Annotated in this window: 14 protein-coding genes; 4 read left to right on the top strand and 10 right to left on the bottom strand. The window is 42.7% G+C overall.

Going from position 1 to position 13,540, the window contains the following annotated elements:
• Positions 1–308: 308 nt before the first annotated feature.
• The 6 genes from cysM to ACGF5R_RS19655 all read right to left on the bottom strand — a co-directional run bounded on the left by cysM (position 309) and on the right by ACGF5R_RS19655 (position 5,983).
• Positions 309–1,190, bottom strand: a complete 882-nt coding sequence (cysM, locus tag ACGF5R_RS19680) for a cysteine synthase CysM (protein WP_112876257.1) — start codon at positions 1,188–1,190, stop codon at positions 309–311.
• A 138-nt stretch (positions 1,191–1,328) separates the two neighbouring features.
• Entirely contained in the window at positions 1,329–2,417 is a 1,089-nt protein-coding gene (gene cysA, locus ACGF5R_RS19675; protein ID WP_112876233.1) for a sulfate/thiosulfate ABC transporter ATP-binding protein CysA, read from the bottom strand.
• 14 nt (positions 2,418–2,431) lie between these two features.
• A complete protein-coding gene (cysW, locus tag ACGF5R_RS19670; protein WP_112876234.1) occupies positions 2,432–3,277 on the bottom strand; it encodes a sulfate/thiosulfate ABC transporter permease CysW in 846 nt (281 codons plus the stop codon).
• The gene (gene cysT, locus ACGF5R_RS19665; protein ID WP_112895214.1) at positions 3,277–4,110 is read right to left on the bottom strand and encodes a sulfate/thiosulfate ABC transporter permease CysT; all 834 of its coding nucleotides are present in this window, start codon (positions 4,108–4,110) and stop codon (positions 3,277–3,279) included. Before cysT ends, cysW begins: the two co-directional genes overlap by 1 nt.
• Entirely contained in the window at positions 4,110–5,132 is a 1,023-nt protein-coding gene (locus ACGF5R_RS19660; RefSeq protein WP_387692323.1) for a sulfate ABC transporter substrate-binding protein, read from the bottom strand. The genes cysT and ACGF5R_RS19660 overlap by 1 nt, the downstream gene beginning before the upstream one ends.
• A gap of 242 nt (positions 5,133–5,374) precedes the next feature.
• Positions 5,375–5,983: an RpoE-regulated lipoprotein gene (locus ACGF5R_RS19655; protein WP_112876237.1), complete on the bottom strand. Its 609-nt coding sequence runs from the start codon at positions 5,981–5,983 to the stop codon at positions 5,375–5,377.
• A 173-nt stretch (positions 5,984–6,156) separates the two neighbouring features.
• On the opposite strand from ACGF5R_RS19655, the gene ACGF5R_RS19650 reads away from it, so the two are divergent.
• The gene (locus ACGF5R_RS19650; RefSeq protein ID WP_192880968.1) at positions 6,157–6,573 is read left to right on the top strand and encodes a YgiW/YdeI family stress tolerance OB fold protein; all 417 of its coding nucleotides are present in this window, start codon (positions 6,157–6,159) and stop codon (positions 6,571–6,573) included.
• Between the two features lie 45 nt (positions 6,574–6,618).
• On the opposite strand, the gene ACGF5R_RS19645 is transcribed toward ACGF5R_RS19650, so the two are convergent.
• Positions 6,619–7,050 carry a GNAT family acetyltransferase gene (locus ACGF5R_RS19645; protein WP_011145692.1) on the bottom strand — a complete coding sequence of 144 codons (432 nt, stop codon included), beginning with the start codon at positions 7,048–7,050 and terminating at the stop codon, positions 6,619–6,621.
• Between the two features lie 137 nt (positions 7,051–7,187).
• Between ACGF5R_RS19645 and hemF the strand changes: the two genes are divergently transcribed.
• The 3 genes from hemF (at position 7,188) to ACGF5R_RS19630 (ending at position 9,934) form a co-directional block, all read left to right on the top strand.
• Positions 7,188–8,096, top strand: a complete 909-nt coding sequence (hemF, locus tag ACGF5R_RS19640; protein ID WP_112876239.1) for an oxygen-dependent coproporphyrinogen oxidase — start codon at positions 7,188–7,190, stop codon at positions 8,094–8,096.
• A gap of 233 nt (positions 8,097–8,329) precedes the next feature.
• A complete protein-coding gene (gene prtS / locus ACGF5R_RS19635; protein WP_387692321.1) occupies positions 8,330–9,457 on the top strand; it encodes a metalloprotease PrtS in 1,128 nt (375 codons plus the stop codon).
• A 159-nt stretch (positions 9,458–9,616) separates the two neighbouring features.
• Positions 9,617–9,934: a protealysin inhibitor emfourin gene (locus ACGF5R_RS19630; protein WP_112876241.1), complete on the top strand. Its 318-nt coding sequence runs from the start codon at positions 9,617–9,619 to the stop codon at positions 9,932–9,934.
• Positions 9,935–9,957: 23 nt separating this feature from the next.
• Here ACGF5R_RS19630 and der read toward each other — a convergent pair whose 3' ends face one another.
• The 3 genes from der to ACGF5R_RS19615 form a co-directional block, all read right to left on the bottom strand.
• A complete protein-coding gene (der, locus tag ACGF5R_RS19625; RefSeq protein WP_112876242.1) occupies positions 9,958–11,439 on the bottom strand; it encodes a ribosome biogenesis GTPase Der in 1,482 nt (493 codons plus the stop codon).
• A 289-nt stretch (positions 11,440–11,728) separates the two neighbouring features.
• Positions 11,729–12,901, bottom strand: a complete 1,173-nt coding sequence (bamB, locus tag ACGF5R_RS19620; RefSeq protein WP_112876243.1) for an outer membrane protein assembly factor BamB — start codon at positions 12,899–12,901, stop codon at positions 11,729–11,731.
• A 14-nt stretch (positions 12,902–12,915) separates the two neighbouring features.
• Positions 12,916–13,536, bottom strand: coding sequence for a YfgM family protein (locus ACGF5R_RS19615; protein WP_262981263.1), 621 nt, complete (start codon positions 13,534–13,536; stop codon positions 12,916–12,918).
• Between the last annotated feature and the right edge of the window lie 4 nt (positions 13,537–13,540).

Genomic DNA, 13,540 nt, shown 5'->3' with positions numbered 1-13,540 from the left:
TTTCAACTAAGTTGTCCATAGCCTGTTCCTCCCCGGAGCTGTTTCGGCATGCACCAAAACACTGCTCCTGGAACAGGCTTCATGTCAATTTTTTATCCAGAATTCGGGTTATTTAGGAATTGGCTAGTGTGAGCAGAGCTTACCCACCTCTTTTGCTCTACTCACGATGAATGTATACCCAATGGATTTCAAGATGCATCGCGACGGCAAGGGAGCGAATCCCCGGGAGCATAGATAACTATGTGACCGGGGTGAGTGAGCGCAACCAACAAAGAGGCAACTTGAAAGATGACGGGTATATAACCAGATTAATTAAATACCCCGGTAGAAAGGTATCTGTCACCACGGTCGCAGATAATGGCAACAATGACAGAACCTGGATTTTGTACCGCAACACTTAATGCTCCGGCAACAGCACCGCCGGAACTAACCCCACAGAAAATCCCTTCTTTCTGAGCTAACAAACGCATGGTATCTTCAGCTTCTTTCTGAGTGATATCCAACACTTGATCAACTAACTCCTTGCGAAAAATGCCAGGCAAATAAGCCGGCGACCAACGGCGAATACCTGGAATATGGCTATCCGCCGCTGGTTGTAAGCCAATAATCTGTACACTATTAGACTGGCTTTTTAAATAGCGGCTAACACCGGTAATAGTTCCTGTCGTTCCCATACTGGAAACAAAATGTGTAATACGCCCTTGCGTCTGCTGCCAAATTTCCGGCCCTGTCGTCGTAAAATGCGCTAAAGGATTATCCGGGTTATTGAATTGATCAAGTACTTTACCTTCACCATTACGCTCCATTTGCTGAGCTAAATCACGTGCGCCTTCCATGCCCATTGCGCTACTCACCAAAATCAGTTCTGCACCATAAGCTCGCATAGAAGCTTGACGCTCAAGGCTCATATTATCAGGCATCAGTAATTTAAGGTGATAACCTTTTACTGCGGCAATCATTGCTAACGCAATACCCGTATTTCCGCTAGTGGCTTCAATTAATACGTCACCGGGAGAAATCTCACCCCGCAATTCAGCTTGCTGAATCATTGATAGCGCTGTTCTGTCTTTTATCGAGCCTGCCGGATTATTACCTTCAAGTTTCACCCATATTTCTACACCTAGCCTATCGGTCATTCGTTGTAATTTTACTAGTGGGGTGTTCCCTATAAAATGTTCCAAACTTGCCACAGCTATTACCCAAATTTTATTTAATAGAAATGCGAAATAACCATATTCAGACATATATCGCAAGACCCTAAATAAAAAATGCCCATCCCTGGCGGTAAGGCGATGAGCAAAATGGTACCAACCAAATCTCAATAATTATCAGGCAGTTTGGGCTAAACTCAGTGTTTGCAATTGTTTATCACCCGCATATAAACGCGCCTCAGTGCCACCAATAAAATAACAGTTTCCTCTTGTGGGTACTGAAGTTTCATCAAACCAAATAATAGCAACCGATTCATGATGCCAGCCTAGGGGCTGAACCGAAAGCTGCCAGAAATGCCCTCTAGGACTGACCTCAGTCACCTGTACTGGCAATGGACTAGAAAGTGTCGGTTGCGAGTTCATCATGATATCCCACGGACGCAAGAATACATCAACATTCCCCTGATGGATTGGCGTCACATTGAGAGGCAAGTGCTGCCCGCCAATCAACAGCTGAGAGCCTTTAATTTCCCCACTAAAATGATTGACCTCACCCAAGAACTCCATCACAAAACGGCTTGCCGGATAACGCCATACATCTTGGGGCGTACCTACCTGTTCAATATTCCCTTGCCTCATAACAACAACCCGGTCAGCCACTTCCATCGCCTCTTCCTGATCGTGAGTGACAAAGACACTGGTAAATTTAAGTTCTTCATGGAGCTGACGTAGCCAACGGCGTAATTCCATTCTTACCTGAGCATCCAATGCACCAAATGGCTCATCGAGTAATAGAATTTGTGGTTCAACAGCCAATGCTCTTGCCAACGCTACCCGCTGTCTCTGCCCACCAGAAAGTTGTGATGGATAGCGTTCAGCAAAATGCGTCAATTGCACCATTTCCAACAACTCCATAACCTTACGGCGGATAGCCGCCATATTCGGACGCTTACGTCGTGGTAGGACTGTCAATCCAAAAGCAACATTATCAAACACGGTCATATGCCGAAACAGTGCATAATGCTGAAATACAAATCCAACTTGCCGATCTTTAGCATGCATACGGCTAACATCTTGCCCGTGGAAACTCAGCTTCCCCGCAGTTTGCTGTTCCAGACCAGCAATAATCCTCAACAAGGTTGTTTTACCGGAGCCTGACGGACCAAGCAAAGCAACCATTTCTCCAGAAAAAACATTCAGAGTGATATCGCTCAGAACCTGAGTCCGACCAAAATATTTACTGATATTGTTAATTTCAATACTCATATTCTGCTCCTACCTTAACCATGTTGGCGACTTAACCGCCACTGCAAAGCACTTTTAACAATCAAAGTGATAATTGCCATCAATGCCAACAATGCCGCCGCAGTAAATGCCCCTACGGTGTTGTAATCTTGATGCAGTAATTCAACCTGCAACGGCAATGTGTAAGTTTCACCACGAATAGCACCGGATACTACTGAGACAGCACCAAATTCACCAATCGCCCGGGCATTAGTCAAAACCACACCATATAACAACGCCCAACGGATATTAGGTAACGTCACCCGCCAAAACATTTTCCAACCAGACGCCCCCAATAAAATTGCAGCTTCATCCTCCTGGCTCCCCTGACTAAGCATCATCGGCACCAGCTCTCGAACAACGAAAGGACAAGTCACAAATATCGTTACTAAGGCCATTCCCGGCCAGGAAAACATCAATTGGATATCACAGGGTTCCAACAAACTTCCAGCCCAACCATTCGAACCATAAAACAATAGGTAGATCAAACCAGCTACAACCGGCGAAACAGCAAACGGAATGTCGATCAATGTCAATAAACATTGCCGCCCTGGAAACTGAAAGCGCGTTACCAGCCAAGCGATCATGACGCCAAAAATTAGGTTTACCGGAACGGTAATTAACGCGATCAGTATCGTTAACCAGATGGCATGCAACATATCAGGATCTAAAAGATTCTCAGTGACTATCTCAACGCCTTTAGAAAAGGCAGTCATAAATATCCAGACAATGGGGATCACTAACAGTAAGATTGAAAACAATACGCTTGTTATGATCAACGTCCATTTCGCCCAATTTACAGGTGGTCGTTGCGCTACATAAGATTCAGATAATTCAACCATTAATGCCCTCCAATCCGCCGACCAAAGCGGCTTTGCAGAGTATTAATGCTAAAGAGTAATATCAGGGATATTGCCAATATAACTGATGCGATGGCACTGGCTGCGGGGTAATCAAACTCCTGTAAGCGGATGAAAATCATCAGCGATACCACTTCTGTTTGCCATGCAATGTTACCGGCAATAAAGATCACTGCACCAAACTCCCCCAAGCTGCGGGTAAAAGAGAGTGCGGTGCCCGCAATTAAAGCCGGGGATAATTCTGGCAATACAACCCGCCAGAAAGTTTGCCAACGATTAGCGCCTAATGTTTGAGCTGCTTCTTCATATTCTGGCCCTAACTCTTCAAGTACCGGCTGAATCGTTCGCACTACAAATGGCAGACTTGTAAACGCCATCGCTACCGCAATACCCAACCAAGTATTCACTACTTTCACATCAAAGTGCCCAAGCAAAGAACCATACCAACCACTCACAGAGAATAGCGTTGCCAATGTCAATCCCGCTACCGCAGTAGGTAACGCAAAAGGGAGATCCATCAAACCATCCAACAAGCTACGGCCAAGGAAACGATAGCGGGTTAAAACCCATGCCATCAACATGCCAAACACCGCATTAAACAAGCTGGCAACCGCTGCTGCTAGCAATGTCACTTTATAAGCTGCTACAACTTGGGGATTAGCAATCACCTGCCAATACTGTTCCCAGGTCATACTGGAAAGCTGTACAACTAATGCACTCAAGGGTAACAATAAAATCAAGCAGGTATAGAACAAACTACTGCCTAAGCTCAACCCAAAACCAGGCAATACTCGCTTACTGGATCTCGAAAACATTACTTATGCCCCTCGGCCAGCAATTGATCCAGCATACCGCCAGTATTGAAGTGAGTTTTCATCACTTGTGACCAACCACCAAATTGATCTTCCAATCGAAACAGCTTAGTTTCCGGAAAACGGGCTCTCTGTTGAGCCATCACGTTTTTATTACTGACACGATAATTAAAGCGAGTAATGATCTGCTGTGCCTGTGGGCTATAAAGATAATTCAGATAAGCTTTAGCCGCTTTCTCTGTACCATTTTTCGCAATATGCTGATCAATCCAAGCCACAGGGAATTCTGCCAGAATACCTACCGGTGGAACGATTACTTCATACTTATCATCATCATACTGCTTGCGAATGTTGTTTACTTCAGATTCGAAACTGATCAGTACATCACCCAAACCACGTTCAATAAATGAAGTTGTTGCCCCGCGACCGCCAGTATCAAACACAGCGACATTTTTCAGGAAACGTTTCATCCATTCGCGAGTTTTACCTTGATCTCCACCATTTTGCTGTTGAATAGCTCCCCAGGCGGCCAAATAAGCATAACGACCATTACCGGAGGTTTTAGGGTTTGGGAAGACTAATTTGACATCCTGACGCACTAAATCATCCCAATTACGAATATTTTTGGGGTTACCTTTACGCACAAGAAACGCCATCGTGGAATAGTAAGGTGAACTGCTATTTGGCAAGCGGTTCTGCCAATCAGCCGAGAGCAGATTGCCACGATCATGCAAAATTTGTACATCCGTTACCTGATTGTAAGTCACCACATCAGCCCGCAATCCTTGAAGAATTGCCAGTGCTTGTTTGGAGGAACCGGCGTGGGATTGTTTGATTATCAACTTATCTTGTGGATACTGCTCATTCCACTGTTTTTCAAATTCAGGATTCAGCGCAGAAAATAGCTCACGCGCAACATCATAAGAGCTGTTTAATAGCTCTACAGCAGAGGCGTGACTGCTGCCTAATAAAGTTACTACTACCAGTCCGTTTAGTATTGTATTTTTTACTGAATACTTTTTCATTTCTCACCTTATCCGTTATTTCATCAAATAACGCGCCAGTGACTAATGTATCCAGTTTATTTATAACAGGGTAGATAACTATCACCGTTTAATATACCAAATTGCACTTAGAAAGTATGAAACGCAATAAGCTGACAGGAAGAATTAAGTTCTTAAATGAAAAATGCGGGCCTATTACGGCTCCGCAAGAGGAACATCAAATTCATCAAACCGACTCAGTTTATGTTTTTAATCAGAAATTCTCATCGCTTCCAAATAATACGTTCCACTTTCCAGTTTTTCAGCACATCATCAGAAGGAATCAATCCTTCAGGGCCATTCCAATGACCTGTAAACAGATAACTGACATGTTTGCTCTGTGGGGATACGCAGACAATAGCGCTCTTCTCTAACTCACTCACCGTATTTCGGCAAACATCAAATGCCTTGCTATAAAGTGCCGAAAATGGCATGCCGACCTTTGTTCCCCAGACGGTTTCAATATCTTCATCTAGCACTTCAATGCGACTGACCTTTTCATCGGCCTGACCAAATAACGCTATCTTCAATTGATCACCATCCATTGCTTGAAATACTGTCACCAATTGACCATGCTTTGTTTCCATGCCACTGCGTAAGTGGTACTTTCTATCCAACCCCTTCTCTATTGCATCTTTATTCATTGCAGTCAGACCATTTATTTCTCCCACCCCCTGATCTGAGATTTTTAAAGAGCTGCCAAACCAGCTAAAAGGAGACAAATGCGACCATGAAAAACCCGATGAACCTGTACAACCGGCCAATAACAATGCACCACTTATTGTGACAATACGTAACCCTGACAACATGTTAGTTAAAGTATACTTCTGCATAACTGGTTCCCTTATGACTCAATACAGAGATAGGCACTGAGACATCACATCTGATTGTTAGTTTTAGAGAATGTTTAAATTAATCACCTTAAATGAATATTTTATTGATAAAATACCACTTAGCGGTATCATTATCCCCCCTAAAAATCATCACTATCAGTAAGGTCAATATGATGAAAAAAACACTTATAACCACCGCTTTGATTGCTTTGTTCAGTATGCCATCACTGGCTCAAACCTCACAGACGCAATTTGGTGGTTTTTCTGGTCCTGATTCAGCACAGCCCCCCGTCCAAGCAGCACCACAAGGTGGTTTTGTCGATCAAAATGCAAGAGTTTCCACCACCCAACAAGTTAAAAATATGAGAGATGACAGTTGGGTCGTGCTGGAAGGACATATTGAATCCCGTATCCACAGCGATCACTTCATATTCCGCGATAATGCAGGAATTGTTGAAGTCGAAGTTGATCATAAATACTGGAATGGCCAAACGATAACGCCTCAAGATAGAGTCCGTCTTGAAGGTGAAGTCGATAAAGAATGGAATGGTATGACTGTTGATGTGAAAAAAGTCACCAAATTGAACTAATGCCTTATGGCTGAGTGGTATTCTTTCACTCAGCCATATCTGAACTCAATATTCCTGATCAACAATCAAACGTTTACTGAAAATAACACTCTCTTGATGACGATCTTCATATTCCAGTTTTTCACACATATAGATAGTGGCATCATTATCTTCAGGAACAATAAGAACTATTTTTGGGCAACCACGGGCAATCAATTTCTTCTCCAATCGGGCAATTAATGCATTAGCAATTCCCCTACCGCGAAATTCAGGATGAACTCCCAAATAATAAGCTGAGCCACGATGACCATCATAACCCCCCATAATCGTCCCAACCACTTCACCAACCACTTCCGCGACTAAAAACAGGTCAGGATCATGCGTCAATTTACGCTCGATATCCACTTCAGGATCAACACCAGGATTAAGTAAATCGCAGCGTTCCCATAAGGTGATCACTTCTTCAAAATCATCTTGTCGAAATACCCGAATTTCCATCCCTAACCAACCTGTTTTTATTGAAATAACTATTTTCTCATTATCTCCGCTTTAACACCGGAATCAATACGAAAATGCGTTCTCTTCCACTAATAGCTATAATATAACGCTCACCACACCATAATGGGAAAAGAACCATGAATACACCAAACATTAATCAGATTAAATCTTTTTTCCTTTCATTACAGGATGAAATTTGCCAACAACTGGAACAAATAGATGGCAAAGAGAAATTTACTGAGCAGTGCTGGCAACGAGAAGAAGGTGGCGGAGGCCGTAGTCGAATTATGAAAGAAGGCACGATATTCGAACAAGCAGGCGCTAATTTTTCTCATGTATCAGGAGATATGCTTCCTTTATCAGCAACAGCTCACCGTCCTGAATTGGTCGGTCGCCGTTATCAGGCAATAGGCGTCTCTCTAGTTATTCATCCTTTAAACCCCTATATACCAACCAGCCATGCTAATGTTCGGTTCTTTATTGCAGAAAAAGAAGGTGAAGCGCCAGTGTGGTGGTTCGGTGGGGGTTTTGATTTAACACCTTATTATGGTTTTAAGGAAGATGCTATTCATTGGCACACCACCGCCAGAAATATATGTCGACCCTATGGAGAAGATGTTTACCCAAAATATAAAGAATGGTGTGATAATTATTTCTATATTAAACATCGTAACGAAGCCCGTGGAATTGGTGGCTTATTCTATGACGATTTAAATACACCTGACTTCAAACATTGTTTTAATTTTACTCAAGATATAGGTAAAGGTTTCCTTTCTGCCTATCTACCTATTGTGGAAAAAAGGAAGGAAATATTATGGGGTGAACGTGAACGGCAATTTCAATTATATCGCCGTGGTCGCTATGTAGAATTTAACCTCGTTTGGGACAGAGGAACCTTATTTGGATTACAAAGTGGGGGACGAACAGAATCTATCTTAATGTCCATGCCACCATTAGTACGCTGGGAACATGATTATCACCCTGAACCAGAATCTACAGAAGCCGCTTTATATACCGACTTTCTACCAGCAAAAAACTGGATATGATTTTCCATCATGTTAGGAATATTATAAAAAACTATTCCTAACTATTTATATTTTTATTACAGCCAATGCAAAAATCCCTCACACAAAAAAACTTAACATATTGTTAACAACCCCTTAACATAAAAGAAGCAGGTTGGACCTGATGACTATCTGCTGGAAACGTGTTTAATATGAATCCGTACCTAAAGAGTACCTCTAATTAATAACTAAAAATTTATTCCAGGAGATATTTTATGCAAATACAAAACAATAACTACAGAGGCGTAATACCGCCGTACATTCTTCAAAATATTTATAATAATGACAATGAAAAGAAGAAAGTATTAATGACATTAAATCACACTCAGAGTTTAATGTTGGACAATGTTATTAAAGAATCTTCCGATGATTCCGATGATGATAAAGTTACTAAGACAACTATACATCGTTCTATTCACGATGCAGAAAATAAACGCAAGTTGCCAGGAAAATTAGTACGAGATGAAGGAGAACCAGATAACGGAGATAAATCAGTTGATAACGCATATAAATATTTAGAAGCAACTTACAATTTCTATAAAGAAGTATTTAATCGCAACTCATTAGATGATAAAGGAATGAAATTGATTGCCACCGTGCATTATGGCGAAGAATATATGAATGCATTCTGGGGCAACGGACAAATGGTATTTGGCGACGGAGATGGCAAAACCTTCAATGATTTCACGACATCTATTGATGTGATCGGCCATGAATTATCTCATGGCGTTATTGAGAAAACAGCGGATCTGGTCTATTTCTTTCAGTCTGGAGCATTAAATGAATCAATAGCGGATGTTTTTGGCTCATTAGTAAAACAACATTATCTGAAACAAAAAGCTGACGAAGCAGATTGGATTATAGGCAGTGGGTTACTGGGCAAAGATATTAAAGGTGTAGGGATTCGTTCAATGAAAAACCCCGGCAGCGCATATGATGATGAAACTCTCGGTAAAGATCCGCAGCCTGGTCATATGGATGATTATAAAGATCTGCCGATTTATAGAGACAATGGTGGAGTGCATATTAATTCAGGTATTCCTAATAAAGCCTTCTATAATCTGGCGACAAAATTAGGTGGATATTCCTGGGAGAAAGCAGGAAAAATATGGTACAACACATTGTTGGATAAAGATCTTGCACGTGATGCTAACTTCGTATCCTTCGCTAAATTAACAATTAAACACGCTCGTGAGTTATTTGATGAGGATGTTGAAAAAGCGACAATTGATAGCTGGAAAGAAGTGGGCGTTAAAGTGAAAGAAGATAAAGATGATAAGGGCGGTGACAAAGACGATAAAGGCGGCGATAAGGACAAAACTAAAGATAAAACTGAAGATTAATCTATAAACATATCGCTGGTTTAACGCCAGCGATATTTTATTATTTGTAATACCTGACTTATAAAAAATATATCCAACAGAAGATACCAAAATTGTTAACGACGAATTTCACGCTATACTAAAGAGACCTAAAAAATAACCGTAAAAATTTGGTATATCATGAATAATAAAACTCTCAAACTCACAACTGATAGTAAAATCACAATTTCTCTACAAGGAGGATTTGCCACCGCACCTAGCCTTAACCAAGATAAGACAGTGAATTTAAAATCATTGTCTCCGCACCAACAGCACTTATTTCTTCAAGCCATAGAACAAGACTTTTCTGATTCTATGCCACCATCACCATATCCTGATCAACAGTATTATCTGCTCAGTATCATCAATGGAAATGAAGAACACCACTTCACCCTTCCTGAGTCAGATGCACCGGAAATCATTACCCAGATCTGGGACACCGACAAAAAGGGTGGTTAATCACCCCCCTTTTCCTATTAGCATTAACGCTTTTTCAGATGCGACATTAGACGTTTACGTTTACGCATTTGATTTGGTGTCAACGTATTACGTTTGTCAGCATAGGGATTCGCCCCTTCTTTAAACTGAATCCGAATGGGCGTTCCCATCACCTTTAGGGATCGGCGGAAATAGTTCATCAGATAACGCTTATAAGAATCAGGCAAATCTGTTACCTGATTACCGTGGATCACAACAATTGGTGGATTATAACCACCAGCATGAGCATATTTCATTTTCACCCTGCGACCACGGATCATCGGCGGTTGATGATCTTCTTCGGCCATATGCATGATACGGGTTAGCAGTGAAGTATTAACACGACGAGTGGCGCAATCATAAGCCTCAAGAATCGAGTCAAACAGATTCCCCACCCCACTACCATGCAAAGCAGAGATAAAATGTACTCTGGCAAAGTCAACAAAACCAAGACGATAATCCAGCATCTCTTTCACACGCTCTTTATCTTCCTGTGACATGCCATCCCATTTATTGACCGCGATGACCAATGAGCGCCCACTATTAAGAATAAAACCCAATAATGACAAATCTTGATCGGAAATACCTTCTCGCGCATCGATAACCAGTAATACAACGTTAGCATCTTCAATCGCTTGAAGGGTTTTTATGACTGAAAATTTTTCAACCGTTTCAGTGATCTTACCCCGCTTACGTACCCCCGCGGTATCAATAAGGATATATTCACGGCCATCGCGCTCCATTGGAATATAAATGCTGTCACGGGTAGTGCCTGGCATATCGTAAACCACAACCCTTTCTTCACCCAAGATACGGTTAGTCAACGTAGACTTGCCCACATTTGGCTTACCGACAATGGCTAATTTCAATGGCAGAGTTGATGGATCAAAATCCTCCTCCCCTTCTACCATCTCAATTTCATTCTGTTCCTGCTCTGCCCAATAAGCTGCGTTGGCCTCTTCCTCAGTCAGCTCAACCACGTCTTCTTCACCTTTACCGGAGAAAGGTAACAGTACTCGTTCGATAAGTTGGGTGACGCCACGACCATGAGAAGCAGCGATAGAATAGATATCCCCCAATCCGAGGGAATAAAATTCAGCAATAGCGGTATCAATATCAACACCGTCAGTTTTATTCGCGACCAAAAAAGTAGCTTTTTCGCGACCACGTAGATGTTTTGCTATCGTGTGGTCTGCTGGCATAAGCCCGGCACGAGCATCTACCATAAACAGAACAATATCGGCCTCTTCAATCGCCATCAAAGATTGAGCTGCCATATGAGTTTCCACACCCTCTTCGATGCCATCAATACCACCGGTATCAATGATGATAAATTCCTGCCCCTCAACCTCAGCTCGACCATATTTACGGTCGCGAGTCAGACCTGGAAAATCCGCTACCAGCGCATCTCTTGTACGGGTTAAACGGTTAAATAATGTGGACTTACCCACATTTGGGCGCCCTACCAGAGCGACGACAGGTATCATTTGTTGATGCCTCATGACTTAATTTGAAATTAGTACTCCGCTGTTCACCACAACAGAACACTAAAAAGACGAAACGGCTCCTGTTCTCTTTCTCTCCAGGAGCCGTAGGACTATACCCGTTATCTTTCAAGTTGCCTCTTTGTTGGCTGCACTCGCTCACCCCGGTCACATAGTTTCCTATGCTCCCGGGGATTCTCTCCCTTGCCGTCGCGATGCATCTTGAAATCCATAGGGTATATAACTAACGCTTTACTCTATATTTCCGGTCAACACAGACAGTAAGCACAACTCAACGGGTAAACAGATAAACCGTACCGTCTTTCGCCTGCACCATCAATTTGTCACTGGCGACAACCGGACGGCTCATTAAACCGGAACTATCAACTTTATGTTGAGCAACAAACTTACCATCATCCATATTCAGCCAGTGCAGATAACCTTCACTGTCACCAACAACCAGATAACCATTATACATTTCAGGCGCGGTTAAATTACGGTGTTGCAATTTTGTCTGAGTCCACAAAGTGACACCATCACTTTGACGCAGACCCATAACACGATCATTTTGGTCAACAATATAAATATTATCACCAGAAACAACCATTTCGTTCACTGAACCCAAATCACGCTTCCAGAGGATCTGACCTGAACGCATATCAAGCGCCACCAGATTACCGTTATAAGCTATTGCATATATCACGCCCTCAGAAATAACTGGTGTCGTATCAACATCATTAAGACGACCGATTTCTGTAGAACTGGTTACCTGAGAAATACGTTGTTGCCAAATCAACTGCCCCTGAGAAATCAAGACGGCGTTGACACGACCATTATCCCCACCTACGATGGCAGCACCGTAAGCCACGGCAGGCGCCGATTCACCACGCAATGATAATGACGGTGAATCCAAATTAACGGACCATTGCACTTTACCATCTGACTCACTTAATGCCTGCAACATCCCATTACTGGTATGAATCAGCACCAGACCATCACTCACCACAGGACGCGACAACGCTTCACCGGCAACGTCGGATTGCCAGGCAACTTGCCCGTCTTTGGTATTCAATGCAATAACTTTGGCACGTTCAGTACCTACATATAGATGATCCCCAGCAACGGTCAGACCACCAGAGAGCAATGCAGGTATACGAGAAGAGAGGAAACCCGCTTTTTCCGCCAGATTCACCGACCATATCTCTTTACCACTATCAATGTCCAACGCCTTAACGATGCCATGACGATCAGCAACATAAACAGCAGAGCCCTGCCAGGTTGGTGTCAAATGAGAATAATAACGGCCTACACCATCACCTACAGATTTATCCCAAACTTCGCTTGGATTAAATTGATTTTCGACCTGTGGCAATGGTGACATCGTTACTGTGTCTTGCTCACTTGAACAACCGGCTAACAGAACGGAAGCCACTAAACCAACCAAGAGTGTTTTACGCAGTTGCATTGAAAGAATTCCCCTTAGCTGGATAAGTTATTCAATTTAAGATTTAACATCGATTTGATCGCCTGTGGTGAATTTGAGCTCAAACCTTTGGTATACGCTGCACGGGCACCGGCAATATCACCTTTTTTCAACAGGGCATCACCGCGGATATCCTCTGCAACGGCAACCCAACCGGAACCTTTAACCTGTTCCAACGTTTTCAGCGCGGCATCCGCTTTATCTTCCGCCAATTGAACCCTAGCTAGGCGAATATTCACCAGAGACAGCAAATCCTCATTTTTTACCTGATCGGTAGCCGCAGATAAAAATTGATCTGCTTTAGTTAATTCATTCTTTTCAACAGCAAGTTGAGCCAAATGCATATGCGTCATCACGCCATAACTGTTATTAGTTTCACTGGCAAATTTTTCGGCAGCAGCATGACTCTCTTTTGTACTGGTAATTAATCCTTGATCTACTCGTTCAAAAGCTTCTGCACTTTCCTGCAACTGATTTGTCTGATGAGATTGCCAGTAACGCCAGCCAATCAGCGCCCCGGCACCCAACACCAGCCCAAAAACCAAGGCCTTACCATTATTGGCAAAAAAGCGACGAATCACGTCTACCTGTTCGTTTTCATTGGTATAGACTTCCACAGAG

This window comes from Photorhabdus sp. RM71S (assembly GCF_042879355.1).
GTDB classification, from domain to species: Bacteria; Pseudomonadota; Gammaproteobacteria; order Enterobacterales; family Enterobacteriaceae; genus Photorhabdus; species Photorhabdus kayaii.
This window is presented reverse-complemented; position numbering and strand designations above follow the sequence as displayed.

What these genes read in the sequence shown, in the direction of transcription:
- der (WP_112876242.1), bottom strand. Translation starts at nt 11,439, where the DNA reads ATGATACCTGTCGTCGCTCTGGTAGGGCGCCCAAATGTGGGTAAGTCC.
- hemF (WP_112876239.1), top strand. Translation starts at nt 7,188, where the DNA reads ATGAATACACCAAACATTAATCAGATTAAATCTTTTTTCCTTTCATTA.
- cysT (WP_112895214.1), bottom strand. Translation starts at nt 4,110, where the DNA reads ATGTTTTCGAGATCCAGTAAGCGAGTATTGCCTGGTTTTGGGTTGAGC.
- bamB (WP_112876243.1), bottom strand. Translation starts at nt 12,901, where the DNA reads ATGCAACTGCGTAAAACACTCTTGGTTGGTTTAGTGGCTTCCGTTCTG.
- ACGF5R_RS19660 (WP_387692323.1), bottom strand. Translation starts at nt 5,132, where the DNA reads ATGAAAAAGTATTCAGTAAAAAATACAATACTAAACGGACTGGTAGTA.
- prtS (WP_387692321.1), top strand. Translation starts at nt 8,330, where the DNA reads ATGCAAATACAAAACAATAACTACAGAGGCGTAATACCGCCGTACATT.
- cysW (WP_112876234.1), bottom strand. Translation starts at nt 3,277, where the DNA reads ATGGTTGAATTATCTGAATCTTATGTAGCGCAACGACCACCTGTAAAT.
- ACGF5R_RS19630 (WP_112876241.1), top strand. Translation starts at nt 9,617, where the DNA reads ATGAATAATAAAACTCTCAAACTCACAACTGATAGTAAAATCACAATT.
- ACGF5R_RS19645 (WP_011145692.1), bottom strand. Translation starts at nt 7,050, where the DNA reads ATGGAAATTCGGGTATTTCGACAAGATGATTTTGAAGAAGTGATCACC.
- ACGF5R_RS19655 (WP_112876237.1), bottom strand. Translation starts at nt 5,983, where the DNA reads ATGCAGAAGTATACTTTAACTAACATGTTGTCAGGGTTACGTATTGTC.
- ACGF5R_RS19650 (WP_192880968.1), top strand. Translation starts at nt 6,157, where the DNA reads ATGAAAAAAACACTTATAACCACCGCTTTGATTGCTTTGTTCAGTATG.
- cysA (WP_112876233.1), bottom strand. Translation starts at nt 2,417, where the DNA reads ATGAGTATTGAAATTAACAATATCAGTAAATATTTTGGTCGGACTCAG.